This is a genomic window from Labrys okinawensis, from assembly GCF_002982075.1.
GTDB classification, from domain to species: Bacteria; Pseudomonadota; Alphaproteobacteria; order Rhizobiales; family Labraceae; genus Labrys; species Labrys okinawensis_A.
Map to the genome: position 1 here is coordinate 98,575 of NZ_PUEJ01000006.1, position 26,256 is coordinate 124,830.

Here is a 26,256-nt window from a genome sequence, read left to right on the forward strand (position 1 = left end):
TAGGTTTGTTCGTTTCGCGCGCATTGTACCATCATGGGGGAAGCCTTGCAGGCGTCTTCGCAGCATGCCTGATCCCGCCGGTGGATTTGCGGCCGGAACGGTGGGACGCACGAGGATCTCGCGCAGCCTGCGCCTCCTGTTCGTGCTGGCGGTCATGCCGTTCCTGGCCCTTTTCGTCTTCGTGCTCGCAGCCCTCGGCTCCGCGCTCCTGCCTGCGGCGGGGCGGACCCAGCAAGCCGAGGGGGAGCCGACGCTCTATGTGTGCGCCTCCCTCGCCCATGCCGACATCGTGCTGCCGAGCCGGGATAGCCTGGTCGATTGGTCGGGCTTGTTTCCGGCCGTTACCCCGCCCGACCTGCCATCCCACGCCTATCTTGCCTTCGGCTGGGGAGACCTCGTCTTTTTCCAGGAAACGCCGACCTGGGCCGACGCCAGAGTGTCGACGGCCCTGGCGGCCCTGGCCGGCCGGCACGACACCGCCCTCCGGGTGGTCGCCGTCAATCCGCCGGTCGCCAACCCCGACTGCCTGCCCCTTGCGGTCGACAGGGAGGGCCGGCAGGCCCTGATCGCCCATATCCGTGCGAGCCTGCAGCCGGACAGCGCCGGCAGAGCCCAGCAGCGCCTGGGCGGTGTCGGGCTCGAGGCGTTCTATCTCGCCAAAGGCCGCTACGGACCGTTCAATACCTGCAATCAGTGGGTGGCCGGGGCTCTCGCTGCCGCTGGCCTGCCCCATGCCCGCTTCGCCCCCTTCAGCTTCAGCGTGACCTGGCCGCTCCGCAAAGGCGACTCAGGCTAGAAATGCCCGTTTTTCTCTAATTCTTTGTTTTGACGCGCTTATACCGACGGGATTGATGCTTGACCGGTCAACCGCCCTCATTGCGACTGTCGGCCGTGATTTAACAAGTGCCGAGCCTCGGCAGGCCCCGGCCGCTCCGCCCGACGATCGGCCAGGCGAGTCCACCGCGTGGCAGCCCATCGCCAAACTCAAATCTTTCCTATTCCGTAAAGGAATTTGAATTTTCGGAAAAACTCATCCTGACAATCATTTGCCGGACCCAAGAAGAGGCGCAACCGTCTCCTTGGATTTTGCAACGGAGACAATTGGGTACTAAGGTGTCCATGAATTGCTGACACGAGGAATAAAATGGCTATCAATCTTCCAAGCCTCGTCTCCCAGTTGATCACCCCCGATCTGATCGAGCGTACCGCCGCAATCATCGGCATCGACCCGGCGCTGGCCCAAAAACTGGTCGGCGCCGCCATTCCCTCCGTGCTCGGTGCCTTTGCCAGCGAGGCCTCTTCCCCGGATGGCGCCAGGGGCATTTCCGATCTGATCTCCAGCCAGGATCCAGGCTTGTTCGATACGCTGGCCGCCGGCGTGATCAGCGGCGATGCCAATATTCTGGCGAGCGGCGTCAACGTGCTCACGCCCCTGCTGGGCACCGAAGGCGTCAACCAGCTGGCCAATGTCCTGGGACAGGCCACCGGCGCCCCGCCGCAGGCAGCCGCTTCCGTGCTGGGCCTGGTCGGCCCGGCAGTCGTCGGCGCCCTCGGCAACCAGCCCCCGGAGAGCTGGGCGGACGGCCATGCCATATCCTCGCTTTTCGCGGCGGAGAAACAGGCGATTACGGCGGCGCTCCCGGCCAGCCTTGCGGCAGGGCTCGCCGACAGCGGCTTCCTGCAAGGGCTGGATACGGCGGTGAGCGGCGCCTTCCGCACCACGCCGCCCCAATCCACGCTGGGCTCGGCCACGCCGGGAGCGCAGGCGGGCACCTCCACCCTCGGATCCGCCGAAGCGGCAGCGCCGGCCAGCCGCTCGACTCTCGACACCAGGCCGCCTCCCAGCCCCCAGCTGCAGCACCAGGCCGCTCCCCCGCCCCCGCCGCAATCGAGCGGCAGCATGACCTGGCTCTACCTCATCATCGCCGTCCTGATCGTCGGCGGCCTCGCCTGGTACTTCCTCTACAAACGCCCTCAGGCGACGGCGCCGGCCACCACCGGCCAGATCGAGATGCCCGCGCCACGCCTGCTGGGTTGAAGCATCCCGCAGTCAAAGGGCGCCTCGACAATAAAAAGGCGACGAAGCCTGCGCTTCGCCGCCTTCGATCCGCGACCCGCGGATGCACTTCTCGTAAGCCGCCTGGATTGCTCCGCTACGCTCGCAATGACGCGGGAGTCAAACATCGCGACCGCTCATATTAGTGCAGGGAAACCGGTACCAGTTCCTGCTGCCAGGCATTGGCGACCGCCCCCTCGGCCGAATCGGCAATCATGATCGGCGTACCGTCGGCGGCGTTGAGGGTGAACAGCTTCAAGCCGGGGCGGATCTCGCCCAACTGCGGATAGAGCCGCATGGCATCTTCCGACATGATCGGCTTGACATAGGCGACATGCCCGGCGCCTAGGGCAGCCAGCATTTCGGGGGTCGGCACAGCAGTCTTATCGTTCCGGATCATGGGAACCTCCTGAACGTTGAAAAACAATGGAAAAAAGGGGCAACCGGACCGTCAGTCCCGCACCGCGATGTCGATGCGCTTGGCGACGCGCTCGGGCTCCGGGCGGATCAAATCGACGGAAAGCAGGCCGTTCTTCAAATCGGCGCCCATCACCTCCATGCCATCGGCAAGAAGGAACGTGCGCTGGAACTGGCGGGCTGCGATACCGCGATGCAGGAAGACGCGGGACTTGTCGTCCACCTGCCGTCCACGGATGACGAGCTGGTTTTCCTCGATCGAGACGTCGAGTTCCTCACGGCTGAAACCGGCGACGGCGAGTGTGATTCTCAGCCTCTCCGGCGGCCGGTCACAGGATCCGACTCGCTCGATATTATAGGGCGGATAGCCGTCATTGGCGGCTTTGGCGACCCTGTCCAGGGCTCGTTCGATCTCATCGAAGCCGAGCAGGAAGGGAGAGTTCAAGGTTGGTACGCGCGACATTGCAAAGCCCTCGCAGGAAGCGACTTTGTGACGGGACCCTGACGGCGTCCCCGTTCCGGCAACTCCGGAACAATCTCAATATGGGCAAGCACAAAGGGGTTTCAAGAGGGGTCCCGAATTGCGGTGAGGATTTCCGGATCGAACCCTCTGGAGGAAGGCGCGTGCTCCTGGACCCGCTCCGCCAGACTGACGAAGAGCCGGCAAGGATGCCTGCGATCCCCCGTCTTCCATTCAATCGCAAAACGCTCTTGCGTGCGGCTCCCGGGCGGGGCAGGAACGGCACATGATCCCTCCCGGCCTTCTCATCGCCGCTCCCCGCTCGGGCTCCGGCAAGACCACCCTGGTGCTCGGCCTGCTGCGCGCCCTCGCCCGCGGCGGGGTCGCGGTGCAGCCGATGAAATGCGGGCCCGATTACATCGATCCCGGCTTTCATGCCGCAGCCGCCTCGCGGGTCAGCTATAATCTCGACAGCTGGGCGATGCGCCCGGCCCTCATCGACGGCCTCACTCGGCAGGCCGGCAACGATGCCGAGCTCTTCATCGGCGAGGCGCTGATGGGATTGTTCGACGGCGTTATCAGCGACGGTGCCAGCGGGGACGGCTCCTCCTCCGGCCTGGCAGCGCTGCTGGGATGGCCGGTGCTGCTGGTGCTCGATATCTCCGGTCAGTCGCAGTCGGCCGGCGCGGTGGCCAAGGGTTTTGCCAGCTTCCGTCCCGATGTGCGGGTCGCCGGCGTGGTGCTCAACAAGGTCGCGAGCCCCCGGCACGAAGCCCTGGCACGCAAAGGCATCGAGGAGGCCGGGCTGCCGGTGGTGGGTACGCTTCCCCGCAATGCCGACCTCGTCCTGCCCGAGCGTCATCTCGGCCTCGTCCAGGCCGACGAGACTGTCGAGCTCGACCGTCGCCTTGAAGCTCTGGCCGATTTCGTCGAAACCCATTGCGACATCGGCGCAATCCGGGCGCTGGCCGAGCCGACGAGACTGCCGACGGCCGGGCGCGATATGGGCCGCCGCCCCGTTGAATCGACTGAAGCGGGCCTCCGCCCGGGTGAGCCGATTGAAGCGGGCCTCCGCCCGGGTGAGCCGGTTGAAGCGGGCCTCCGCCCGCCTGGCCAGCGCATCGCCCTGGCCCGCGATGCCGCCTTCTCCTTCATCTATCCGCATCTCATCGCCGGCTGGCGCCGCCAGGGCGCCGAGATCATCCCCTTTTCGCCGCTGGCCGATGAGGGGCCGGCCGAGGATGCCGACGTCGCCTGGCTGCCGGGCGGCTATCCCGAACTCCACGGCGCTCGCCTCGCCACCGCCACCCGCTTCCAGAAAGCCCTGCGCCTGTTCGCGCAAACCCGCCCGGTGCACGGCGAATGCGGAGGCTATATGGTGCTCGGCCGGGTGTTGATCGATGCCGAGGGCACGGCTCATCGCATGACCGGCCTGCTCGATCTCGAGACCAGCTTCGCCAAGCGCCGCATGAATCTGGGCTACCGCCTGGCAGAACTGAAGCAGGATTGCCCACTCGGCGCACGTGGCAGCCGGGTGCGCGGCCACGAGTTTCACTACTCGACAACCTTGCGCTCCGACGACACGCCGCTTTTCGAGGTCAGCGACGCCAACGGCACGCCCCTGGGCGCCCTGGGCGGGCGCCGCGGCCAAGTCACCGGCTCCTTCTTCCACGTGATCGACAAGGCCTAGAGCAAAGCGCGTTTAGGGGGAAAGCTGCTTTGCTCCAGCTCTTTAATTCGGCGCGTCTTTGCGATTCTTGGTGATTCCACCAAACCGCGAAACGCTCTAGCGCTGCGTCCGCAATGACGGAAAACGCCACCGCAATCGTCGTTGCGACTGGAATGCCGGGCCTCAGCCCGCAAATCCTCCGTCATCCAGAAAGCGCTGTTCTTCCGGCGTGCAGATGCGCCCAAGAATGGCGTTGCGATGAGGAAAGCGGCCGAAGCGGGCCACGATGTCGCGATGCTCCCGGGCATAGCGCAGATAGTCGCCTTCCAGCGTCCGGCACAAAGCGAGGGAGCGTTCCTGGTCGGCGAGTTCCTCCGAATGCATGAAGGGCAGGTAGAAAAAGATGCGCAGCTGCGGGTCGATGCTGCGGTCATGGCCGGCCGCCAGCGCCGCTGCTGCGGCCCGCCGTGCCAGGGGATCGCCGGCATACATTGCAGGCGTGTCGCGAAAGGCATTGCGTGGAAACTGGTCGAGCAGCAGCACCAGCGCGAGGGCACCCGGCGCAGTCGCGCCCCATCCGTCGAGTTCGCCGCGCATTGCGGCCTGATGCAGGGGCAGGAACCGCTCGCGAAAGTCGCGGTCGAACGCCTCGTCCTTTTCGAACCAGCGCTCGGGGCCGGCATCGACCCAAAAATCGACGAGAGCACGGGCGGAAGGCGGAACTGATTCGACCATGACGGGTTTCCTCTGGCCAGACGAGACGATAGGCGAAACTCGAACGAGCGGAGACACTGCATAGCGCTGCGGAAACTGCAATTCCACCATTGAACAATCGCCGAATGCTCGTCACATTAGTGTCGAGGAGACAGACCTTGTCCGCTGTGACGCCGACCCTTCCTTCGAGTGAACTTACTCAGCTGAACGAACGCTCGCGCGAGATATTCCGTCAGATCGTCGATTCCTATCTTGCAACGGGCGAACCCGTCGGCTCCCGCAACATTTCGCGCCTGCTGCCGACCTCGCTGTCGCCCGCTTCGGTGCGCAACGTCATGCAGGACCTGGAACTGCTCGGCCTGATCCAGGCGCCGCATACTAGCGCCGGGCGGCTGCCGACCGAACTGGGACTGCGCTTCTTCGTCGACGCCATGCTGGAATTCGGCGACCTCGCCGCTCAGGACCGCGCGCAGATCGATGCCCAGATCCGCGCGAGGACTCCCTCCCGCTCCCTTGAAGACGTGCTGATCGAAGCCTCGGCCACCTTGTCGGGCCTGTCGCGCGGCGCCGGGGTCGTCGTCACCGGCAAGCGCGACCAGCGGCTGAAGCATATCGAATTCGTGCGCCTCGAACCCACCCAGGCCCTGGTCATCCTGGTCTCCGAGGAAGGCGCGGTGGAAAACCGCGTGATCACCGTGCCGGTCGGCCTGCCGACATCGGCGCTGGTGGAAGCCTCCAACTATCTCAACGCCCGCGCCCGCGGCAAGACGATCGAGGACCTCAAACGCGAGATGAGCAGCGCCCTCGACGCCGGGCGCGCCGAACTCGACGACCTCACCACCAAGCTGATCAATACCGGCCTGGCAAGCTGGAGCGGCGGCTCCTCCGACCTGCCGCGCCAGCTCATCGTGCGCGGCCAGGCCAATCTCCTGGAAGACCTGCACGCCGGCGAAGACCTGGAACGCATCCGTCTGCTCTTCGCCGACATCGAGGCCAAGAAGGACCTGATCGATCTGCTCGGCCGCGCCGAAGGCGGCGACGGGGTGCGTATCTTCATCGGATCGGAAAACAAGCTGTTCTCGCTCTCCGGCTCCTCGATGATCGCTGCTCCCTTCCGGGATGCCAACCAGAAGATCGTCGGCGTGCTCGGCGTGATCGGGCCGACACGGCTGAACTATGCCCGCGTGGTGCCGATGGTCGACTATACTGCCAAGGTCATCGGGAAACTGCTGAAGCCCTGACGGCAATGCGGGTAATTCCTGGCCGATCCTCGATTATGGCGTGAGCCTTGTCATTGCCGGGCTTGACCCGGCAACCCAGCCTATCCTTCATGACGACGGCCGAGCCACTGGATGCCCAGGTCAAACCCGGACACGACATAAGCCAGGGCCACTTTTGTGTAGACCGGCCCCTCTGCCTGGGCGTGCCGGCAGCCGAGATCAGGATCGCTTCTGCACGCCGGGATTTTCACCCTCACGCCTGTCCTCGCGCGGCGTCACCGCAAAATGCGCGCGATAAGATCGCGAAAGACAGGATGCGGAGGAATAGCCGCAGGCCATGGCGATCTCCATCACGCTCATGTCGGTCTGGCGCAGCAGCAGGCGGGCGCGCTGCAACCGGAGCTGCAGATAGTAGTTGACCGGCGAATCCTTGAGCTCGGCCCGGAACAGGCGTTCGAGCTGGCGGGCCGAGACGCCGGAAAGGGCCGCAAGGGCCTTGGCGTCGAGCGGCGTCTCCAGATTGGCCTCCATAGCCGCCACCACGCGGATCAGCTTGCTGTTGGCGACGCCCAGCCGCTTGGGCAGGCTCATGCGCTGGCGGTCATGGCGCGGGCGCAGCCTGTCGTGGATGAACTGTTCGGAGACCGCCACCGCCAGGGCCTGGCCATATTGGCGGGCGATCATGTCCAGCATCAGGTCGAGCGCCGCCGTCCCGCCGGCGCAGGTGAAATGCTTGGCCGACACCTCGAACAGGGCCTCGCTGATCTCGATGTCGGGAAAGGCCTCGGCGAAGCCCGGCGCCGCCTCCCAATGCATGGTGACCTTGCCGCCGCTGAGCAGGCCGGCCGCCGCCAGGATCCAGGCGCCGGTATCGAGCGCGCCGAGCTCGGTGCCGCGGCGGGCGAGATGGCGCAAGCGCGCCAGCATCGTCTTGCTGGCATAGTGCTCCGGCTCGAAGCTGGAGCAGACGATCAGGGTCGGGATGTCGTCGCTGGCGGGCAGCGCGCCCCCCACCGGAATTGGCCAGCCATTGGAGGCGTTGACCGGCTTGCCGTCCATCGACCATGCCCGCCAATCGAAGACCTGCCGCCTGGCCATGCGGTTGGCGACGCGCAGAGGTTCGACGGCAGAGGAAAACGCCATCATCGAGAATTGGGGAACCAGCAGGAAATCGATCCGGATCGGCCCGGGCCCTGCATGCGGCTTGAACACGATTATGGCTCCGGGCGATCCAAACAGGCCGTCATGGCGCGTATCCCTTCACTGCCCCGGCCTGAACGCCTTGCACACAGCCGGGTCCGTCTCCAGCCTCGGCCCCTCGATCAGGTCGATGCAATAGGGAATGGCGGGGAAGACCGCCATCAGGCATTGCTCGATCGAGGCCGGCTTTCCCGGCAGGTTGACGATCAGGGTCCGGCCGCGAATGCCCGCCGTCTGGCGCGACAGGATGGCCGTCGGCACATATTTCAGGCTTTCCTGGCGCATCAGCTCGCCGAAGCCCGGCATCATCTTGGTGCAGACCGCCTCGGTGGCCTCGGGCGTGACGTCACGCCGGGCCGGGCCCGTGCCGCCGGTGGTGCAGATGAGGCAGCAGCCTGCCTCGTCGGCGAGCTCGATCAGCGTGCGCTCGATCAGATCCTGCTCGTCGGCGATGACGCGCGCCACCGGGTCCCAGGGCGAGGTCAGCACGCGCTGCATGAAGCCGGTGATGGCCGGGCCGCTCTTGTCCTCGTAGATCCCGGCGCTGGCGCGATCCGAGATGGTCAGAATTCCGATCCTGGCAGTCATTTCGCTCATCCTAAAGGCGCGACATCCACGGAGACGCGCAGGCTGTGGCCGGCGGAGGCGACGACGACGCCGTCCACCGGGGCGACATCGGCATAGTCGCGCCCGACCGCGACGCGCACATGGTCCTCATTCGCCGGCACCGCATTGGTCGGATCGAGATCGACCCAGCCGAGCCCGGCGCCGCACCATACCGAAACCCAGGCATGGCTGGCATCCGCCCCCACCAGCCGTTCCTGGCCGGGCGGCGGATGGGTTCGCAGATAGCCCGAAACATAGGCGGCGGGAATACCGATGGCACGCAAGCCCGCCAGCATCCAATGCGCGAAGTCCTGGCAGACGCCGTGGCGCGTGCGGGCCACCACGTCGAGCGGGGTGGAAATATCGGTTGCGTTGGGATCGTAGACGAAATCGCGATGGATGCGTTTCATCATCTCGATGGCCCCGTCGAGCACCGGGCGCCCCGGTTCGAAAGAGGCAAGCGCGTAATCGCGCGCTTCGGCAAGCAGGGGTACGAAGCGGCTGGCGAACAGATAATGCGCCGGGGCCGAACCGCCGAGGTCGGGCACCAGCAGCGCCCCCTGGCTGATCTCCTGCCAGGATGGGGTCAGCAGGGCATGGGGCGGCTCGCGCGGCTGGACCTCGATGCGCACGCGCGATTCGAAGCGGTGCCGGGTGGCCGCGCCGGCAAAGCGGACATGGGTGGTGCGGTTGCCGAAGAAGTCGACCGCCTCGGTCTGCTCCAGGGGCCTGGGGGTGATGGTGAGCTGGGCCGAGAATACCCGCTGATTGCCGCCGGTCTCAGGCTGGAGATGCAGCGTGCAGCGGGCCGCCGCGACCTCGGTGCGGTAGAGATAGGTCGTGGTGTGGCGGATAAGATAGAGCACGGGCGAAACTCATCAGAAAATGCAGACAGATTCATCTATGGGTGGCGCTGCCCCTCACCCTTACCCTCTCCCCGCAAGAGCGGGGCGAGGGAGGCTTCCAATGTGCTGCCATACTCCGAGAGGTATCGTCTCGCACAACCGCTCGGCCAGATGCGCCGTCTCCACTTCAAACGCGGCGTCTGAGCCCCCTCGCCCCGTCCTTACGGGGAGAGGGTAAGGGTGAGGGGCAGCGCGGCCGACCAAAGACTTTATCTCAGATCGTCGCCAGAATGAGTTCGCATACACCATCGATGCTCTCGTAGATATCGGCATTCTGCACGCGTAAGACGCGATACCCTTGCGCCGCCAGATATTGTTCCCGAGCGCGATCATAAGCCCTTTCCTCGGCTGACGAATGCGTCGCTCCATCGATCTCGATGATCAGCATCAACTCGCGACAGGCAAAATCGACGAAATAGGGACCCAGCGGCATTTGCCGAACGAATTTCTGGCCGGCGAGTGCACGGTTTCTCAGCTTGGCCCAGAGGAGCCTCTCGGCCTTCGGTGCTTGCTCGCGCAGGCGTTGAGCGCGGCCGTGGGTCGAAGGATCAACGCTGCGCAAAATTACAATCCTCTGCGCTGCCCCTCACCCTTACCCTCTCCCCGTAAGAACGGGGCGAGGGGGATCCCGGCGCTGAGTCCTATCTCTCGGCGTCCCATCCCACTCGACGCTTGTCCTCCCCATCATCCCAACCCCTCGGCGATCTCGGCCATGGCTTCGTCCTGGTTGAAATAGCGGGCCGAGAGCTCCGAAGACAGCGCAAGCAGCCGGTTTTCGAAACCGAGGATCAGGCGATCATCGACGTCGGCCGCCTGCGTCGTCTCGATTTCGGCGCGCATCAGGCGGATGGCGCGGGTGAGCGCGTCCACTTCCCCGTCCCGGGATGTGCGCGGCAGGGCTGCCAGATGCTCGGCGGCGTGGATGATCTGATAGGCGACCGAGCGCGGATTGCCGTCGTCGAGCAGCACGAGATCGAGCACCGGCAGGCGCAGCGTTCCCATCAGATAGCGGGCGCGGTAGGTGATCCGGCTGTCCGTCACGCGCAGTAAGGCATCGAGCATGTCGGCGCTGGCGCTTTCATCGGCCAGGCGGCGGACGAGGCGGCAGGTCTGGATCGCCCGCTCGATATGATGTCCGATGCGCAGGAAACGCCAGCCCGCAAGCTGGTTCATGTTTTCATGGGCGAGCCCCGACAAGGCCGCCAGCGTGTGCAGATAGCGGTCCGCCCTGTCGGCGGAGGGCAGGTTGCGGTCGCCGACCACCATGGCACCGAGATCGGCGATGGCCTGGGTCGCATCGCGCGACAGTCTTTCGCGGATGGCGGAAGCGGTGCGCGCCGCCGCGCCGATCAGGGCGGGCATGCCGCCATATTCCTCCCCGTCGAGCACATCGCTCAGGACGCCTTCGGCAATCGCCACCGGCTCGATCACCGCCTTGGCCGTTCTGCGAGAAACGGCCGGCTCCGCCTTCTCGCCCTTGGCTGCCCCCCAGGCGACCAGCAGGTCGGTGAGGCGCTGGGTGGCGGCGACGACCTCCTCATCGGCTTCCGCAGCGATCTCGCCCACGGCCCGGACCACACGCAAGGTCGCCTCGGCGCGTTCGAGATAGCGGCCGAGCCAGAACAGATTGTCGGCCGCCCGGCTCGGAAGATGGCCGAGGCTGCGCTTGATCGCCACCTTGCCGGGCGCCGGCAGCAGGCTGACATGATCGACGGGCCGCTCCGACGTCACCCAGGCATCGGCGGAGCGTCCGCCATGCTGCATCGACAGGGCGCGCGGATCATTGCTGTCGCCCACCCGGCAGAAGCCGCCGCGCATCACCTTCCAGCCCTCCGGCGTGGCGACGGCGTAGACCCGCAGCGTGAAGGGGTGCGGTTCCAGGCGCTTGCCGTTCCAGACCGGCATGGTCGAGAGCCTGACGACTTCCTGCGCCACCACCTCGAGGGGATGGGCGTTCACGACATCGCGCAGGCGCGCCTGGCCCGATTCGTCCTGATCTGCCACCACACTCGCGCCGCTGCGTGTCAGGCCGGCGACCTCGCGCGTGAAGGCCGGAAGGATGGCCAGCCGCTCGAAATGCCGCAGCACCTCCTCGCGCGCGCCGGCCTCGCCGCACCACCAGGTCGCGACATTCGGCAGGATGAGGTCGTTGCCGGTGAGCCGCCTCGCCAGCGCCGGCATGAAAGCCAGCATGGCCGGCGCCTCGACCAGGCCGGCCCCCAGGCTGTTGGCCAGGGCCACCGAGCCCTGCCGGACGGCCTGGACCAGGCCGGGAACGCCGAGCCGAGAGCCGGCATTGAGTTCCAATGGATCGGCGAAATCGGCATCGAGGCGCCGCACCAGGGCAGCGATGCGCTTCAGTCCCTCGATGGTGCGGACATAGACCGTTCCGTCCTGCACGGTGAGATCGGCGCCCTCGACCAGGAGAAGGCCGAGATAGCGGGCGAGATAGGCGTGCTCGAAATAGGTCTCGTTGGCGGGTCCCGGCGTCAACAGGCCGATGCGCGAGCCCTCCCGCCCGGCCTTGGCGGCCAGGGTGGAACGCATGGCCTGGAAGAAACCCGCCAGACGCTCCACCTGCATGTCGCGATAGAGGGCGGGCAAGGCGGCCGAGATGGCGAGCCGGTTCTCCAGCGCATATCCCATGCCGGAGGGCGCCTGGGCGCGGTCCTTGAGCACCCACCAGCGACCGTCGGGGCCACGGCCGAGATCGGCAGCGTAGATGACCAGATGCTCGCCGCCGAGCGGCCTGCTGCCGGCCACGGCGCGCTGGAAATCGGGATTGCCTGCGATCACGGCCGCCGGCAGGGCACCATCCCGCACCAGCGTGGCCGGCCCGTAGAGATCGGACAGCACGGTTTCGAGCAGTTGCGCCCGCTGCACGATGCCCGCCTCGATGCCGCGCCACTCGGCATCGGGAATCACCAGCGGCACATGCGCGAGCGGCCAGGGCCGGTCGCGGCCGTCCGGCGTGTCGTAGACGCGGTAATAGACCCCGGAATTCTTGATCTGACGATCAGCAACCGCAAAGCGCTGCGAGACGACGGCCGGCCGGTAGCGCGCCATCTCGTTGAGCACCGGCAGCCAATGCGGACGCACCTCCCCCGCCGCTGTCATCAACTCGTCGGCGACATCGGGCAAAGGCCGGTAGTCCGCGAGCAAGGAGCGCAGGCCGGGATTGCGGGACCGGGCGAGCATCAGGGCATTCCGGGAAGATGGATGCGACTCGGAAAGCTCAGCCTGTCAGAACCAGACCCCTTCTCCCCTTGCGGGAGAAGGTCCCGGCAGGGGGATGAGGGGTCGCGCGCCACCGGCAAAGTGAACGCCCAGCCGGAAACGGACGGCTCTTCCCGCCCCCTCATCGCGCTGCCCTGCGCAGGTCGAGGGTGAAGGGAAATTCCCCGTTGCTCTCCTCGGGTGGCACCGCCGGCCAGCCAGGCGTGTGGCCGATCGGCTGGAAGCGGGCGAGGCGCCGGGCCTGCGCCTCATAGGCGTTGACCGGGAAGGTCTCGTAATTGCGCCCGCCGGGATGGGCGACGTGATAGGTGCAGCCGCCGAGCGAGCGGTTCGACCAGGTGTCGATGACATCGAAGGTGAGCGGCGCATGCACCGGGATGGTCGGATGCAGGCCCGAGGCGGGCTGCCAGGCCTTGAAACGGACGCCGGCGACGGCCTCTCCGGACCGGCCGGTGGCGTTCATCGGCAGGCGCCGGCCGTTGCAGGCGACGACATGCCGGGCGGGATTGAAGCCTTCGACCTTGACCTGCAGCCGCTCGGTTGAACTATCCACGTATCGCACCGTCCCCCCGGCAAAGCCCTCCTCGCCCAGCACATGCCATGGTTCGAGGGCCTGGCGCACCTCCAGGCTCACCCCTTCATAATCGACCTTGCCGTAGAACGGGAAGCGGAATTCGAGCTGCGCCTGGTACCAGACCGGATCGAAGCCGTAGCCGGCGCGGGCGAGATCGGCAAGCACGTCCTGGAAATCGGCCCAGACGAAATGGGGCAGCATGAAGCGGTCATGCAGCTGGGTTCCCCAGCGCACGAAGGCCCCCTCCTGCGGCTCGCGCCAGAACCAGGCGATCAGCGCCCGCAGCAACAACTGCTGGGCCAGCGACATGCGATAGTCCGGCGGCATTTCGAAGGAACGGAACTCGATCAGGCCGAGGCGTCCGGTGGCAGAATCCGGCGAATAGAGCTTGTCGATGCAGATCTCGGCCCGATGGGTGTTGCCGGAGACGTCGACCAGGAGGTTGCGGAAGAGGCGATCGACCAGCCAGGGCGGCGGCAAGTCGTCACCCGAACCGCCGGCGGTATTGCCGCCATGCGGCCCCCTGACTCGCTCCATGGCGATCTCGAGCTCATAGAGGCTGTCATGCCGGGCCTCATCGATGCGCGGAGCCTGGCTGGTGGGCCCGATGAACAGGCCCGAGAACAGATAGGACAGCGAGGGATGGCGCTGCCAGTAGAGCACGATGCTCTTGAGCAGGTCCGGCCGCCGGAGGAAGGGGCTGTCGGCGGGCGTGACGCCCCCGAGCACGACATGGTTGCCGCCGCCGGTGCCGACATGGCGCCCGTCGATCATGAACTTGTCCGCGCCGAGCCGGCTGAGCCGGGCCTCCTCATAGATGGTGGAGGTGATCGCCACGGTCTCGGCCCAGGAAGCGCCCGGCTGGATATTGACCTCGATCACGCCGGGGTCGGGCGTGACCTTGATCACCTGGATGCGCGGATCATAGGGCGGGGGATAGCCCTCGATATGCACGGTGAGGCCGTTGGCCTCGGCCGTCTCCTCGACCGCAGCCAGCAATTCGAGATAATCCTGGACGCCGGCCACCGGCGGCATGAACACGCACAGCACGCCATCGCGGATTTCGAAGGCGAGCGCCGTGCGCACCACACCGGTGCCGAACTCCTGGCCGACCTGCACCTGCTGCTTGAGGCTGCCCTCATTGTTGGCGTCGATGCGCCGCAGCTGGCGCGACAGCTCGGACCGGTCCGGCAGCTGGCCGCGCGGCACGATCGGATCAGCCGCATGCACATGCGGAAAGGCCGCGGGCGGGACGTGAGGCAGGCTCGACAGCGGCAGCCGGTAACCGGCAGGCGAATCGCCCGGCACCAGAAAAAGCCGCCCCCTGCGCATGCGCCAGAGTTCGCTGACCCAGCCATCGCGCCGCTCCGTATTCCAGCGCTGCACGGGCAGGACATAGGCAGCCGGCTGGTCGAGTCCGCGATCGAAGACCCGGGCGATGCGGGCGCGCTCCTCGGGATCGGCGAGCTTGGACTCCATCGGATCGACATTGTCGGGAAGCTGGGCCTCCTGCAGGATCCAGTGGGCGGCATCCTCATAGGCCGGCACGGCAAAGTCGGGCTCGATGCCCAGGCGTTCCGCCACGCCTTCGGCCAGGATGCGCATCGGCGTGGGATCGAAGACCTTGCGGATCGGATGCTTGCCGTTCGGCCCGCCCGCCGGCTTCGGCTCGCGGGCGATCAGCTCTGCGTTACGCCAGATCGGTTGACCGTCCTTGCGCCAGTAGAGCGCGAAGGCCCAGCGCGGCAGGGATTCGCCTGGATACCATTTGCCCTGGCCGTAATGCAGGAAGCCGCCGGGGGCGAAGGCCGTGCGCAGGCGGCGGATTAGCGTATCGGCGAGGCCGCGCTTGGTCGGGCCGACGGCACCGGTGTTCCACTCCTCGCCCTGATAGTCGTCGATGGAGACGAAAGTGGGCTCGCCGCCCAGCGTCAGGCGCACGTCCTGGCTGACGAGATCGGCCTCGACCTCCTGTCCCAGCGCATCGAGCTCGCGCCAGGCTTCGTCGGAGAAGGGAAAGGTCACGCGCGGGGATTCGGCGATGCGCCGCACCGGCATCTCGAAGGAGAACTCGGTATTGACGGGCCCGGCCGCGCTCAGCGAACCGCTGATCGGGGCAGCGGAGGCATAATGCGGCGTGGCGGCCAGCGGAATATGGCCCTCGCCGGTGAGCAGCCCCGAGGTTGCATCCATGCCGATCCAGCCAGCACCCGGCAGGTAGACCTCGGCCCAGGCATGCAGATCGGCAAAATCGGCGTCGACCCCGCGCGGGCCGTCGAGCGCCTTGAGGTCATGGGTGAGCTGGATCGAATAGCCGGAGACGAAACGGGCGGCGAGGCCCAGCCTGCGTAGGATCTGCACCAGCAGCCAGGCGCTGTCGCGGCAGGAACCCGAGCGCAGGGACAGCGTCTCCTCCGGGCTCTGCACCCCCGGCTCCATGCGGATCGTATAGGCGATTTCGCGCTGCAGGCGCTGGTTGAGCCCCACCAGGAAGTCGACGACCGGCTGCCCGCCCATGTCGATCGAAGCGACGAAGGCGGCCAGCCCCTCGCCCGCCGGCTCGATCTCCAGATAAGGCGCGAGTTCATGCGCCAGATCCGCGGGATAGGCGAAGGGCAGGTGGGTCGCGTAATCCTCCACGAAGAAATCGAAAGGATTGATCACCGAAAAGTCGGCAACCAGGTCGACTTCGATCTGGAAACGGGTCGCCGGCTCCGGGAAAACGAAGCGGGCGAGCCAATTGCCGTGCGGATCCTGCTGCCAGTTGATGAAATGTTGGGCAGGCTCGACCTTCAAGGCATAGCTGACGATGCGCGTTCGGGAATGCGGAGCGGGCCTGAGCCGGACGATCTGGGGAGATAGGGTCACCGGACGATCGTAATCATAGGTCGTACGGTGATAGAGGGCAGCAACGATCGACAAGACAGGATACCCCCGGCCAAGAAACGCCCGCAGCGTATCGGTTTGCTCTCGAACTAGGCAAGCCTATTGAGAAGGCAAAAATAAGCACCTGCTGCCCAATCCAAGTTCGCCGGATGGCACGCCCGGCGACGTTTTTTTAACACGGGCAGGGTAAGCAGGGCCAGGAGCCACCCTTTTGGCGACATCCTTTCGGCAATGCCCTTTCGGTCGAGGAAAACCATCATGAAGCGTCCGGCGTCCGGTTTCGCCGCTCTCTTGCTCTGCCTGTCCGCCTTTTGCGCGGGTGCCTTGCCCGCGCAGGCCACCACCCTGCCGGTCTACCAGTACAAGCTGTTCTGTCAGCAGCTCGGCAAGGGAAATCCGGTGATGGTCCAGAACTGCGAAACGCAGGAAATCATGTCCTACAACCAGTTGCGCCGGATCTGGCGCGCACCGCCCGCCGCCGAGGTGCAGGACCGCTGCTTCGCCCGCAACCAGCCCGCCCCGCGCACCGGCCTGGGCTCCTATGTGAAATTCCTCAACTGCATCATCACCAATACCGGGCACGGCTGAGCTGGAAGTTGGCGGCGGGCCAGTTCGGATGTCCGCTACGCATAGCCGCGTTGGCTCATTTTCCGGTACCTAATAGAGGACCGCGACCACGACAATGATGCAAAAATCCCTCGCACGATGGGACTTTTGCATCCGACTTTTGTGACGAAGAAAATGCTGTGATGTCGGCGAACGGTCGACATCTCGAAAAGTCAGGAGTTGCGCGCCACGCAGGACCGACGGGCAGGTCATGTCACCCATAGGGGGCAAGATTGAACGGCGTTACACCCGCATATGTGCTAATGTGGGTTTGTGGTAATCCATGGGAGTTTATCGCATGAGCCGATTGACCATTGACCTCACGGACCAGCAGCACCAAAGCCTCAAGGCCCTTTCTGCTCTGCAAGGCAAGACGATCAAGCAATACGTGCTCGAACGGCTGTTCCCGGGTGACACCGACGCCGATCTGGCGTGGCAGGAGCTGAAAATTCTGCTTGGCGACCGGATCAAAGCCGGGTTGTCCGGCAAGGTCTCGGGCAAGAGCATCGACAAGATTCTCGATGAAGAACTTGCCGGAGGTGGCCGGGGTTGAACTACGCCCTGACCGACGACGCGGAGACCGACTTACGCGCCATCGTCCGCTACACGCACAAGGAATGGGGCGGAGCGCAGGCGCGCACCTACATCGCAAAACTGAAAGCGGGCATTGCCCGCGTCGCGGCGGGGCAGGGCGTATTCAAAGAACTGAATGCGCTCTATCCGGCGCTGCGCATGGCTCGTTGCGAACATCACTATGTGTTTTGCCTGCCGCGTCAGGACGAGCCCGTGCTGATCGTCGCGATCTTCCACGAACGCATGGACCTGATGGCGCGCTTGGCTGACAGGCTCAATGAATCTCAATGAATATGCAACGGCCGACCTGCTGCGGGACTTTTGCATCCGACTTTTGCGACGACGAAAATGCTGCGATGTCAGCGGATGGTCGACACGCCGAAAAAGTCAGGATTAGAGCGATAAATAGATATCGCCATTGCGGCTCGTCGAAACTCAACTGTTCCGTCTGACTTGGACGATCTCAGGCGCCTGAGCATCCATAAACATGTAAGCGCGACCTAGCAGGGCTTGCTTTCCGAAAGCATCAAACTTGTTCGGCCCAAGCGGTGTGACTAAAACTTCAGACGTCGCCAGGCCATCCAGATAGTGCTTTTCGACTTCATCCCAGTGTGCTTCTGCCACGTCGTGAAGCACAACATTGGCCGCCGGATGGTTGTATGTGACGAGTATGTTGCCATCATCCATAGGCTTTGGATTCATGTCGGGATGATAATTAAAGATATCCGATAAGGTCTTCAGCGCGAATGTCTTGGCATCCGAATCTGATAAGCCAGAGCCGAGTATTACGCAGGTGCCACTTCTAAATACCGCAATGTCACTTTTGCCATTGGTATAATAGGTCATACGGTCAATGATCTTTTCCATCGGCTGCAAGAACGATGGGCGCCATTTCGGAACGGGCGGGAAGGTCTTCTGATCCTTGGCTGAGGCGATTTTGTTTAAGCCGAAAATACCCAACAACCCGGCAATGAAAGATCGCCTCATCACGCTATGTGTCTCCGATTTGTCGCGAAAATCCCAATTAATGAGACAGCTTTGCGCCTCATTTTGCGGTGTGTCGGCTACGATAAAACCTTAATTCAAACGAACCCGCTACCCGGAACTTCAACCCGCACTTGCCAACAGCCCACCGTCACGGCCGAAAATAGCGATGTCGAGGCTGATCTCGGCATCGCGCAGCACCGCCGTTGCCGTCTTCAGGGCATGCCGCGCCACCAGGGGCGGCAAATCGAGGCCGGCCTCGCCGGCGATCTCCAGGGCCTCGATGGCGGTATTGGCCTGCGAGACGCGATAGGCCGTCTCGCCGTCGCCGCCCAGTTCCTCCACCCGTTCGGCCAGCCAGCGCAAATCCACCGGGCCGGCGCGCGAATGGAGATCCAGCAGGCCCTGGCCCAGCTTGGTGATCTTGGCAAAGCCGCCGGCCACGGTGACGCGCGGCACCGGATGCACCCTGAGATATTTCAGCATGCCGCCGACGAAATCCCCCATGTCGATCAGGGCGATCTCCGGGAGGCCGTAGAGCCTGGCCACGGCCGCCTCCGAGGCGGCCCCGGTGGCGCCGGCGACATGGTCAAGGCCGGCCCCACGCGCCACGTCGATGCCGCGGTGGATCGAATGGATCCAGGCCGAGCAGGAAAAGGGTACGACGATGCCGGTCGTGCCGAGCACGGAGAGGCCGCCAACGATGCCGAGCCGGCCGTTCAGGGTCTTGCGGGCGATCGCCTCGCCATCGGCGATGGCGACGGTGACTTCGACATCCCCGGCGGCGCCATGCGCGGCCGCCACCTCGGCAATGGCCGCGGCGATCATGCCGCGCGGCCCGGGATTGATGGCGGGCTCCCCCACCGGCAGGGGCAAGCCCGGCCGGGTGACGGTTCCGACGCCCTCTCCCGCCCGGAAGCTCACCCCCGTGCCGGCCTCGCCCAGGCGCACCGTCGAGGAGACGAGCGCGCCATGGGTCACGTCGGGATCATCGCCCGCATCCTTGACGATGCTGGCACGGGCAAAGCCCTCTCCCTTCTCGTGCCGTGCCAGGGCGAAAGCCGGCTGCTCGCCACGTGGCAGGGTGATGACGACAGGATCGGGAAACTCCCCGCCGAGCAGCGCCGCATAAGCCGCCTTCGCCGCCGCCGCGGCGCAGGCGCCGGTGGTCCAGCCATAGCGCAGAGGGGATGAAGGATCACGCAAGAGAGGAACCAGGGCAATATCGTCAGTTTGACCGCCGCCACATCAGGGCCCGACGACGGGACGGCAACGTCGACAGCGGCTGTTTTGCCAGTCCTTGGCGCATTCGGCCAGTGCAATTCGTTGCAATCCCGGTTATGTCAGCGCTATTGCGACCTGAAACGGGATCCCTTTGATGACTGCCACTCTCGTGCTCTGCCGCCACGGCCAAAGCGACTGGAACCTCAAGAACCTGTTCACCGGCTGGCGCGATCCCGGCCTGACGGAGAAGGGCGTGGCCGAGGCGCATGAGGCGGGCCGCCGGCTCAAGGCGCTCGGGCTGAAGGCCGACATCGCCTTCACCTCCGTGCTGTCGCGCGCCCAGCACACCACCAAGATCATCCTCGGCGAGCTCGGCCAGGACGGCCTCGAGACAATCTGTGACCAAGCCCTCAACGAGCGCGACTATGGCGACCTCTCCGGCCTCAACAAGGACGAGGCCCGCGTGAAGTTCGGCGAGGAGCAGGTGCATATCTGGCGCCGCTCCTACGACGTGCCGCCGCCCGGCGGCGAGAGCCTGAAGGATACGGCTGCGCGTGTGCTGCCCTATTACATCCATCGCATCCAGCCCCAGGTGATGGCCGGCAAGACCGTGCTGGTCGGCGCCCATGGCAATTCGCTGCGCGCCCTGATCATGGCGCTGGAAGGCCTGACGGGCGAGGAGATCGTCAAACGCGAGCTCGATACCGGCGTGCCGATCGTCTACCGGCTGAACCCGGACACCACCATCGCCAGCAAGCAGGAACTGAAGGGCTGACCGCAGCACCGGTCTTCGGCAGAGGATCCAGACATCGCCGGAGCTCGACCTTGCCGTCGCCGGGCTTGTGATCGGGACAGGCCCGGCACGACAAAGTCGGAGCTTTCCTCGGCAGACTTGTCTTACAAAATAACGGGGAAGGCATAGCCATCCCCCTCAAGAATGCTTAAACGGAGAGAAACGATCTCCTCAGGGCTGCCTGCGTTCCCATGATCATTGCCTCCCCTTCCGATTATCGTGCCGCCGCCAGGCGCAAGCTGCCGCGCTTCATGTTCGACTATGTCGACGGTGGCGCCTATGCCGAGCATACGCTGCGGGCCAATGTCAGCGATCTCGAAGGGATCAGCCTCAGGCAGCGCATCCTCAAGAACGTCGACAGACTGAGCCTGGAGACCGAGATCTTCGGGCGCAAATTCGCCATGCCGGTGATCCTCGCCCCTGTCGGCATCACCGGCATGCTGGCCCGCCGCGGCGAGGTGCAGGTGGCCAAGGCGGCGGCAGCCAAGGGCATCGCCATGACGCTCTCCACCGTCTCGATCTGCCCGATCGAGGAGGTGGTGCCGGCAAGCCCCGCCCCGATCTGGTTCCAGCTCTATGTGCTGCGCGACCGCGGCTTCATGAAGAACGCGCTGGAGCGAGCCCAGGCCGCCGGCATCACCACGCTGGTCTTCACCGTCGACATGCCCACGCCCGGCGCGCGCTATCGCGATCCGCATTCGGGCATGTCGGGGCCCTTCGGCCCCCAGCGCCGCATTCTGCAGTCGATGTTCAAGCCGCAATGGGCCCTCGATGTCGGGCTGATGGGCAAGCCGCATGATCTCGGCAACGTCTCGCGCTATCTCGGCAAGCCCACGGGCCTGGCCGACTATATCGGCTGGCTCGCCAAGAATTTCGATCCCTCGATCAGCTGGTCGGATCTGGAATGGATCCGCGAATTCTGGAAGGGACCGATGATCATCAAGGGCATTCTCGATCCCGAGGATGCGCGCGACGCCGTCACCTTCGGGGCCGACGGCATCGTGGTCTCCAACCATGGCGGGCGCCAGCTCGACGGCGTGCTCTCCAGCGCGAGGGCGCTGCCGGCGATCGCTGACGCCGTCGGCGGCGATCTCACCGTGCTCGCCGATTCCGGCATCCGTTCCGGCCTCGACGTGGTGCGCATGCTGGCCCTGGGTGCCAAGGGCGTCATGCTCGGCCGCGCCTTCGCCTATGCGCTGGCGAGCGCCGGCCAGGCAGGGGTGGAGAACCTGCTCGACATCATCGCCAAGGAAATGCGGGTGGCGATGACGTTGACCGGCGTGGAGCGGATCGACCAGATCGGCCGCAGCAGCCTGGCGCTGTAGCTGGAGTGTGATCTCCAGATCGACATTCCCCCATCGTCAAACGCGAGTTTTCAAGAATGTCGATCCGAAGATCGACACTCCAATCTCATGCCGCCTGCGTGCCGCTGCGCACCCGCCCGCCTTCCCAGCCCAGCATGGCCTGCTTGCGGGTGAGGCCCCAGTGATAGCCGGTCAATTCACCCGAGCGGCCGATCACACGGTGGCATGGCACCACGAAGGACAACGGGTTCCTGCCCACCGCCGCCCCTACGGCGCGCGAAGCCTTGGGATTGCCGATATGGCTGGCGATATCGCCATAGGTGGTGGCACGCCCCATCGGGATCTTCAACAAAGTGCGCCAGACCCGGACTTCGAAATCGGTACCGATCATCACCACGTTGAGCGGCCTGTCGGCCTGCCATCGGCTCGGATCGAAGATGCGGCCGGCATAGGGTGCCGTCACCATCGAATCCTCGCGCAGTTCCGCATTGGGCCAGCGCTTGCGCATGTCGGCCAGCGCGATGGCCTCCTCACCCGGATCGGCAAAGGCGACTCCGGCTAGGCCAAGCGGCGCCACCATCACCAGCGCCGTGCCGAAGGGCGAGGGATGGAAGCCATAGGAGATGGTCAGGCCCGCCCCGCCCGTCTTGAAGGCTCCGGGGGTCATCGCCTCATGGGTCACGAACAGATCGTGCAGGCGCGCCGGGCCGGACAGGCCGAGCTCATAGGTGGCATCGAGGATCGAGGCGGAATCGCGCAGGAGGTCACGCGCCCGGTCGAGCGTCACCGCCGCCAGGAAATCCTTGGGCGTGATGCCGGCCCAGCGCCGGAAAAGATGGTGGAAATGCGAGACCGAAAGGCCGACATGGCCGGCGATATCCTCGAGCGAGGGCTGGTGCTGCGCCTTGCGCGTGATGTAGGCGACAGCCTTGCGGATGCGGTCGTAATCCTCGGGCGAATGGGCGAGTGGCGAGGCCAACGGCACTTCGGCGAAATCGGGCAGGGTTATCGACATCGGATATCTCCAGGCATCATCACTTGTGCCCTGGATAGACCTGCATCAACCGGCTTCCCACCCGAAACCTGCGGCAACCCTGTCAGACGCGCCGCGCCTTGTTCAGTGCCCGGGTAAAGGCGTCGGCGAACTCCCCCTTCTCGGAGGCACCGAGGAAACGGGCGATTTCCACCTCGCGCCCGCGCTGCACCAAAGCCAGGCGCATCACGCCGAACTCCTCGTGCTCGTCGCGCTGCAGCCGCACCCAGCGCGGGTTGAAGACCCACTCCCGGCGCCGTCCCTTGGGATCGACACGCGAGAACAACAGCCGGATCGGCGTCAGCAGCACATGCTCGCGCAGTTTCGCCCCCCGGTAGTTGAGCTTGAACATCACATAGAGCAGCCCGACATCGAGCCCGAAGAAACCGACCACGGGCCAAGCCCCCATCATGTAGAAGGGGATGGAGAGCAGCGTCGAGGCACAGCCGACCACGACGAGGAGATTGCGAAACCCTCGCGGCCCGAGCGAACGATGCGGATAGAGCACGGCATCGAAGACCGGCTCGTCCAAGATCGCTTTCTCCTCGAAGACCGCTTCCTGGGACGCTTCCTGAGACGTTTTCGGGTTGGCGCTTTGCATGGCCGCCCACTATAAGCTTTTCATGCCCCGCCGCCAGACTCAAATGCCCGCCCTGTCCGTTGCCTCCCCTGCGACAAAATCGGCAGGCCGGACCAAGGCGAAGGCCAATGCCGCCGCGGCCTCGGCCGGCACCCAGCGCGCCGCCCTGCCGCAAGCCGAGATCACCGAGATCTTCCGCCGGTTCTCCGAGGCCTTGCCCGAGCCCAAGGGCGAACTCGACTATGTCAACGCCTACACGCTCTTGGTGGCGGTGGTGCTTTCGGCCCAGGCGACCGATGTCGGCGTCAACAAGGCGACCAAGGCGCTGTTCGCCATCGCCGACACGCCGGCCAAGATGATCGATCTCGGCGAGGAAGCCCTGATCGGCCATATCAAGACCATCGGCCTGTTCCGCACCAAGGCCAAGAACGTCATCGCCCTCTCCCGCCGGCTGGTGGAAGAACATGGCGGCGAGGTGCCCCGCTCTCGCGAGATCCTGGAGACGCTGCCAGGTGTCGGCCGCAAGACCGCCAATGTCGTGCTCAACATCGCCTTCGGCCTGCCGACCATCGCCGTGGACACCCATCTCTTCCGGGTCGCCAACCGCACCGGCCTGGCGCCCGGCAAGACGCCGCTGGCGGTGGAGCTGGGGCTGGAGAAGGTGGTGCCGGCGGCCTATGCCCGCCATGCCCATCACTGGCTCATCCTGCATGGGCGCTATGTCTGCAAGGCGATCAAGCCCGCCTGTCCCACCTGCCTGATCCGCGACATCTGCCTGTTCGAGGACAAGACGACGGCGTGATCGCCGAGAAATCCAACCTGCGTCCAGGCCAATCGCGTCAGGTTGATTACGACGAACCAACATCTGTCATTCCCGGCTTCGCCGGTCTTGAGCGCAGCGAGAGAGGGCGAGGGTATCGTCACAAGCTCTGCTTGTGACTGGAATCCGAGGGGTACGGCTTGTGCCCCTGGATCCCCTTCCTGCCGCCGATGGCGGCGTCGGGGATGACAGCGTTGCGTTTTCACGACGTATTAAGCTGAAGCGATTGTCCTTCCTTGGCGTCAGGCAGACCCTGCCAAATACACGCATCAGTTGAATCAGCATATTTTTGTGGCGCTTCGGCGATTTCAGGACTTCTATGGCCGGCAGGGGGCTTCCTTGGCGGCGTTCATTGCGTCGATCCAGGCAAATGCGGCTGCGGGAATGGCAATGACTGTCTTTTCCCTGCGGCCGGCCGACGGCCATAAGGGAGAAATCGCTTGCCCCTCAGTTCACAACAGAAAAAGACCGTCCTCGCCTCCTTTCTCGGCTGGACACTCGACGCCTTCGACTTCTTCCTCCTGACCTTCCTGCTCACCGATATCGCCGCCGAATTCCAGGTCGGCGTACCCGCCGTTTCCGAAGCCCTGTTCTTCACTTTGGCGACCCGCTTCATCGGCGCCTTCATCTTCGGCAGGCTGGCCGACCGGTTCGGACGCAAGCCGATCCTGATGCTCAATATCGTCAGCTATTCGGTGATCGGCGCCCTGGCCGCCTTCTCGCCCAATCTCACCGTGTTCCTGATCCTGCGCGCCATCTTCGGTATCGCCATGGGCGGCGAATGGGGACTCGGCAGTTCGCTCGCGATGGAATCGATCCCGCCATCGGCCCGCGGCTTGGTCTCGGGCCTGCTCCAGGCGGGCTATCCGGCCGGCTACCTTCTGGCGGCGATCGTCTACGGCTTGATCTATGGCCAGAATATCGGCGGCCATGTGGTCGGCTGGCGTACCATGTTCCTGCTCAGCTTCCTCCCTGCCCTGATCGTGCTCTTCATCCGGTCGCATGTGCCGGAATCGCCGGCCTTCACCGAAGCCAAGGACCAGGTAAAACCGAGCCTCGGCGAAACCCTGCAGCGGCATTGGGGCATCGCCCTCTACGCCGTGGTTCTGATGATGTTCTTCAATTTCTTCAGCCACGGCACGCAGGACCTCTATCCGACCTTCCTGAAGAAACAGCACGGCTTCGATGCCCACACGGTGAGCTGGATCACCATTGTCGCCAATCTCGGCGCGATCGCCGGCGGCCTGCTCTTCGGATCCTTGTCCGAGCGGATCGGGCGCGTCAACGCCATCACCATCGCCTGCCTGATCGCGCTGCCGACCCTGCCCCTGTGGGCCTACAGCACCTCGCCCACCATGCTCGCCATCGGCGCCTTCATCATGCAGATCTCGGTGCAGGGCGCCTGGGGAGTCATTCCGGTGCACCTCAACGAACTTTCACCGGGTTCCGTGCGGGCGACGCTGCCCGGCTTCATCTATCAGGCCGGCAATCTCGCCGCGTCCTATGGCGGTCCCTACCAGGCCGGCATCGCCGAAGCGCCCGGCAGCAGCTATGGCTACGCGCTGGCCCTGTTCGCCGGCGTCGTCGCCATCTGCATCATCGTCGTCATCCGTTTCAGTCCGGAACGGCGCGGGCAGGTGATGACCGTGCTGGAATAGGGCGTTTCTTACCGTTTCTCCTGGGACCGCCGGCATCCTGCCGGCTTCTTCCTCTCCCGCAAGCACAGCGGTTCCGAGAGCCGGTAGGGGCGCCGGCTCTCCCAGGAGCATCTTGCCGCCGCTTTCGCATTGACGCCCCGCGCGTGGCATCTTATCTGCCTGACATGGCCATCAAACCGATCATCATCCTGCCCGATTCAAAGCTCCGCCTCGTCTCCGCGCCGATCGAGCGCGTCGATGCGGAGCTGCTCCAGCTCGCCGACGACATGCTGGAAACCATGTATGACGCCCCGGGCATCGGCCTGGCGGCGATCCAGATCGCCGTGCCGCGCCGCCTCGTGGTCATCGACCTCGCCAAGGAGGACGAGCCGCCGGAACCGCATGTCTTCATCAATCCGGAGATCGTGTGGTCGTCGGACGAGCGCAGCGTCTATGAGGAAGGCTGCCTGTCCATTCCCGACTACTATGCCGAGGTCGAACGTCCGGCCAAGGTGCGCGTCGCCTATATCGACCGCGAGGGCAGAAAGGCCGAGCTCGAGGCCGATGGGCTGATGGCGACCTGCCTGCAACACGAGATCGACCATCTCAACGGCGAATTGTTCATCGACCACATTTCCAAGCTCAAGCGCGACATGGTGATCCGCAAATTCACCAAGGCGGCCAAGACCGGAGAACTGCCGCAGTTCAAGCGGGAGAAACGCGAGCGCGAAGCCCCCCGGCCAGCGGAAAGCTGAGGG

The 26,256-nt window shown here is 65.0% G+C and carries 25 protein-coding genes; 12 read left to right on the plus strand and 13 right to left on the minus strand.

Going from position 1 to position 26,256, the window contains the following annotated elements:
- The first annotated feature begins 64 nt into the window (after nt 1-64).
- Both C5L14_RS17525 and C5L14_RS17530 read left to right on the plus strand, forming a co-directional pair.
- Nucleotides 65-796, plus strand: coding sequence for a DUF2459 domain-containing protein (locus C5L14_RS17525; protein ID WP_105863354.1), 732 nt, complete (start codon nt 65-67; stop codon nt 794-796).
- 348 nt (nt 797-1,144) lie between these two features.
- Nucleotides 1,145-2,038: a DUF937 domain-containing protein gene (locus C5L14_RS17530; protein WP_105863355.1), complete on the plus strand. Its 894-nt coding sequence runs from the start codon at nt 1,145-1,147 to the stop codon at nt 2,036-2,038.
- Nucleotides 2,039-2,198: 160 nt separating this feature from the next.
- Here C5L14_RS17530 and C5L14_RS17535 read toward each other — a convergent pair whose 3' ends face one another.
- Nucleotides 2,199-2,456 carry a DUF1150 family protein gene (locus C5L14_RS17535; protein ID WP_105863356.1) on the minus strand — a complete coding sequence of 86 codons (258 nt, stop codon included), beginning with the start codon at nt 2,454-2,456 and terminating at the stop codon, nt 2,199-2,201.
- Nucleotides 2,457-2,507: 51 nt separating this feature from the next.
- Nucleotides 2,508-2,936 (minus strand): Hsp20 family protein, encoded by a 429-nt coding sequence (locus tag C5L14_RS17540; protein ID WP_068293755.1) that lies wholly within the window; start codon nt 2,934-2,936, stop codon nt 2,508-2,510.
- A gap of 283 nt (nt 2,937-3,219) precedes the next feature.
- Here C5L14_RS17540 and C5L14_RS17545 point away from each other — a divergent pair, with 283 nt between their 5' ends.
- The gene (locus C5L14_RS17545) at nt 3,220-4,623 is read left to right on the plus strand and encodes a cobyrinate a,c-diamide synthase (RefSeq protein ID WP_105863357.1); all 1,404 of its coding nucleotides are present in this window, start codon (nt 3,220-3,222) and stop codon (nt 4,621-4,623) included.
- Nucleotides 4,624-4,785: 162 nt separating this feature from the next.
- Here C5L14_RS17545 and C5L14_RS17550 read toward each other — a convergent pair whose 3' ends face one another.
- The gene (locus tag C5L14_RS17550) at nt 4,786-5,337 is read right to left on the minus strand and encodes a DUF924 family protein (protein ID WP_105863358.1); all 552 of its coding nucleotides are present in this window, start codon (nt 5,335-5,337) and stop codon (nt 4,786-4,788) included.
- 104 nt (nt 5,338-5,441) lie between these two features.
- Here C5L14_RS17550 and hrcA point away from each other — a divergent pair, with 104 nt between their 5' ends.
- Nucleotides 5,442-6,557, plus strand: a complete 1,116-nt coding sequence (hrcA, locus tag C5L14_RS17555) for a heat-inducible transcriptional repressor HrcA (RefSeq protein ID WP_105863359.1) — start codon at nt 5,442-5,444, stop codon at nt 6,555-6,557.
- A gap of 198 nt (nt 6,558-6,755) precedes the next feature.
- On the opposite strand, the gene C5L14_RS17560 is transcribed toward hrcA, so the two are convergent.
- The 6 genes from C5L14_RS17560 to C5L14_RS17585 form a co-directional block, all read right to left on the minus strand.
- Nucleotides 6,756-7,748, minus strand: a complete 993-nt coding sequence (locus tag C5L14_RS17560) for a GlxA family transcriptional regulator (protein WP_105863360.1) — start codon at nt 7,746-7,748, stop codon at nt 6,756-6,758.
- Between the two features lie 48 nt (nt 7,749-7,796).
- Nucleotides 7,797-8,324, minus strand: coding sequence for a molybdopterin adenylyltransferase (gene mog / locus C5L14_RS17565; protein WP_210203256.1), 528 nt, complete (start codon nt 8,322-8,324; stop codon nt 7,797-7,799).
- A 5-nt stretch (nt 8,325-8,329) separates the two neighbouring features.
- On the minus strand, nt 8,330-9,208 hold the full coding sequence (locus C5L14_RS17570; RefSeq protein WP_105863362.1) for a transglutaminase family protein: 879 nt from the start codon (nt 9,206-9,208) through the stop codon (nt 8,330-8,332).
- Between the two features lie 253 nt (nt 9,209-9,461).
- Nucleotides 9,462-9,809: an endonuclease domain-containing protein gene (locus tag C5L14_RS17575; protein WP_105863363.1), complete on the minus strand. Its 348-nt coding sequence runs from the start codon at nt 9,807-9,809 to the stop codon at nt 9,462-9,464.
- Between the two features lie 122 nt (nt 9,810-9,931).
- A complete protein-coding gene (locus tag C5L14_RS17580; protein WP_105863364.1) occupies nt 9,932-12,445 on the minus strand; it encodes a circularly permuted type 2 ATP-grasp protein in 2,514 nt (837 codons plus the stop codon).
- Between the two features lie 160 nt (nt 12,446-12,605).
- Nucleotides 12,606-15,980 (minus strand): DUF2126 domain-containing protein, encoded by a 3,375-nt coding sequence (locus C5L14_RS17585; protein WP_105863365.1) that lies wholly within the window; start codon nt 15,978-15,980, stop codon nt 12,606-12,608.
- A gap of 222 nt (nt 15,981-16,202) precedes the next feature.
- Here C5L14_RS17585 and C5L14_RS17590 point away from each other — a divergent pair, with 222 nt between their 5' ends.
- The 3 genes from C5L14_RS17590 to C5L14_RS17600 all read left to right on the plus strand — a co-directional run bounded on the left by C5L14_RS17590 (nt 16,203) and on the right by C5L14_RS17600 (nt 17,414).
- On the plus strand, nt 16,203-16,532 hold the full coding sequence (locus C5L14_RS17590; protein ID WP_105863366.1) for a hypothetical protein: 330 nt from the start codon (nt 16,203-16,205) through the stop codon (nt 16,530-16,532).
- Between the two features lie 316 nt (nt 16,533-16,848).
- Nucleotides 16,849-17,103, plus strand: coding sequence for an antitoxin (locus C5L14_RS17595; RefSeq protein WP_105863367.1), 255 nt, complete (start codon nt 16,849-16,851; stop codon nt 17,101-17,103).
- Complete coding sequence (locus C5L14_RS17600; RefSeq protein ID WP_105863368.1) at nt 17,100-17,414, plus strand: type II toxin-antitoxin system RelE/ParE family toxin; 315 nt, start codon at nt 17,100-17,102, stop codon at nt 17,412-17,414. Before C5L14_RS17595 ends, C5L14_RS17600 begins: the two co-directional genes overlap by 4 nt.
- A gap of 144 nt (nt 17,415-17,558) precedes the next feature.
- On the opposite strand, the gene C5L14_RS17605 is transcribed toward C5L14_RS17600, so the two are convergent.
- Together C5L14_RS17605 and C5L14_RS17610 are read right to left on the minus strand one after the other, a co-directional pair.
- Complete coding sequence (locus C5L14_RS17605) at nt 17,559-18,110, minus strand: hypothetical protein (RefSeq protein ID WP_105863369.1); 552 nt, start codon at nt 18,108-18,110, stop codon at nt 17,559-17,561.
- Nucleotides 18,111-18,230: 120 nt separating this feature from the next.
- A complete protein-coding gene (locus tag C5L14_RS17610) occupies nt 18,231-19,313 on the minus strand; it encodes a cobalt-precorrin-5B (C(1))-methyltransferase (RefSeq protein WP_105863370.1) in 1,083 nt (360 codons plus the stop codon).
- 172 nt (nt 19,314-19,485) lie between these two features.
- Here C5L14_RS17610 and C5L14_RS17615 point away from each other — a divergent pair, with 172 nt between their 5' ends.
- Both C5L14_RS17615 and lldD read left to right on the plus strand, forming a co-directional pair.
- Nucleotides 19,486-20,106 (plus strand): 2,3-bisphosphoglycerate-dependent phosphoglycerate mutase, encoded by a 621-nt coding sequence (locus C5L14_RS17615; protein ID WP_105863371.1) that lies wholly within the window; start codon nt 19,486-19,488, stop codon nt 20,104-20,106.
- A 209-nt stretch (nt 20,107-20,315) separates the two neighbouring features.
- Nucleotides 20,316-21,449 (plus strand): FMN-dependent L-lactate dehydrogenase LldD, encoded by a 1,134-nt coding sequence (lldD, locus tag C5L14_RS17620; RefSeq protein WP_105863372.1) that lies wholly within the window; start codon nt 20,316-20,318, stop codon nt 21,447-21,449.
- Between the two features lie 85 nt (nt 21,450-21,534).
- Here the strand turns inward: lldD and C5L14_RS17625 are convergent, their stop codons facing one another.
- Nucleotides 21,535-22,443, minus strand: a complete 909-nt coding sequence (locus C5L14_RS17625; protein WP_105863373.1) for a methylated-DNA--[protein]-cysteine S-methyltransferase — start codon at nt 22,441-22,443, stop codon at nt 21,535-21,537.
- An 82-nt stretch (nt 22,444-22,525) separates the two neighbouring features.
- Nucleotides 22,526-22,993 (minus strand): DUF2244 domain-containing protein, encoded by a 468-nt coding sequence (locus tag C5L14_RS17630; protein ID WP_245197180.1) that lies wholly within the window; start codon nt 22,991-22,993, stop codon nt 22,526-22,528.
- Nucleotides 22,994-23,105: 112 nt separating this feature from the next.
- On the opposite strand from C5L14_RS17630, the gene nth reads away from it, so the two are divergent.
- The 3 genes from nth (at nt 23,106) to def (ending at nt 26,253) form a co-directional block, all read left to right on the plus strand.
- Complete coding sequence (gene nth, locus C5L14_RS17635; RefSeq protein WP_105863645.1) at nt 23,106-23,843, plus strand: endonuclease III; 738 nt, start codon at nt 23,106-23,108, stop codon at nt 23,841-23,843.
- A gap of 458 nt (nt 23,844-24,301) precedes the next feature.
- Nucleotides 24,302-25,519, plus strand: a complete 1,218-nt coding sequence (locus C5L14_RS17640; protein ID WP_105863375.1) for an MFS transporter — start codon at nt 24,302-24,304, stop codon at nt 25,517-25,519.
- A gap of 164 nt (nt 25,520-25,683) precedes the next feature.
- Nucleotides 25,684-26,253 carry a peptide deformylase gene (gene def, locus C5L14_RS17645; RefSeq protein ID WP_105863376.1) on the plus strand — a complete coding sequence of 190 codons (570 nt, stop codon included), beginning with the start codon at nt 25,684-25,686 and terminating at the stop codon, nt 26,251-26,253.
- Nucleotides 26,254-26,256 lie beyond the last annotated feature (3 nt).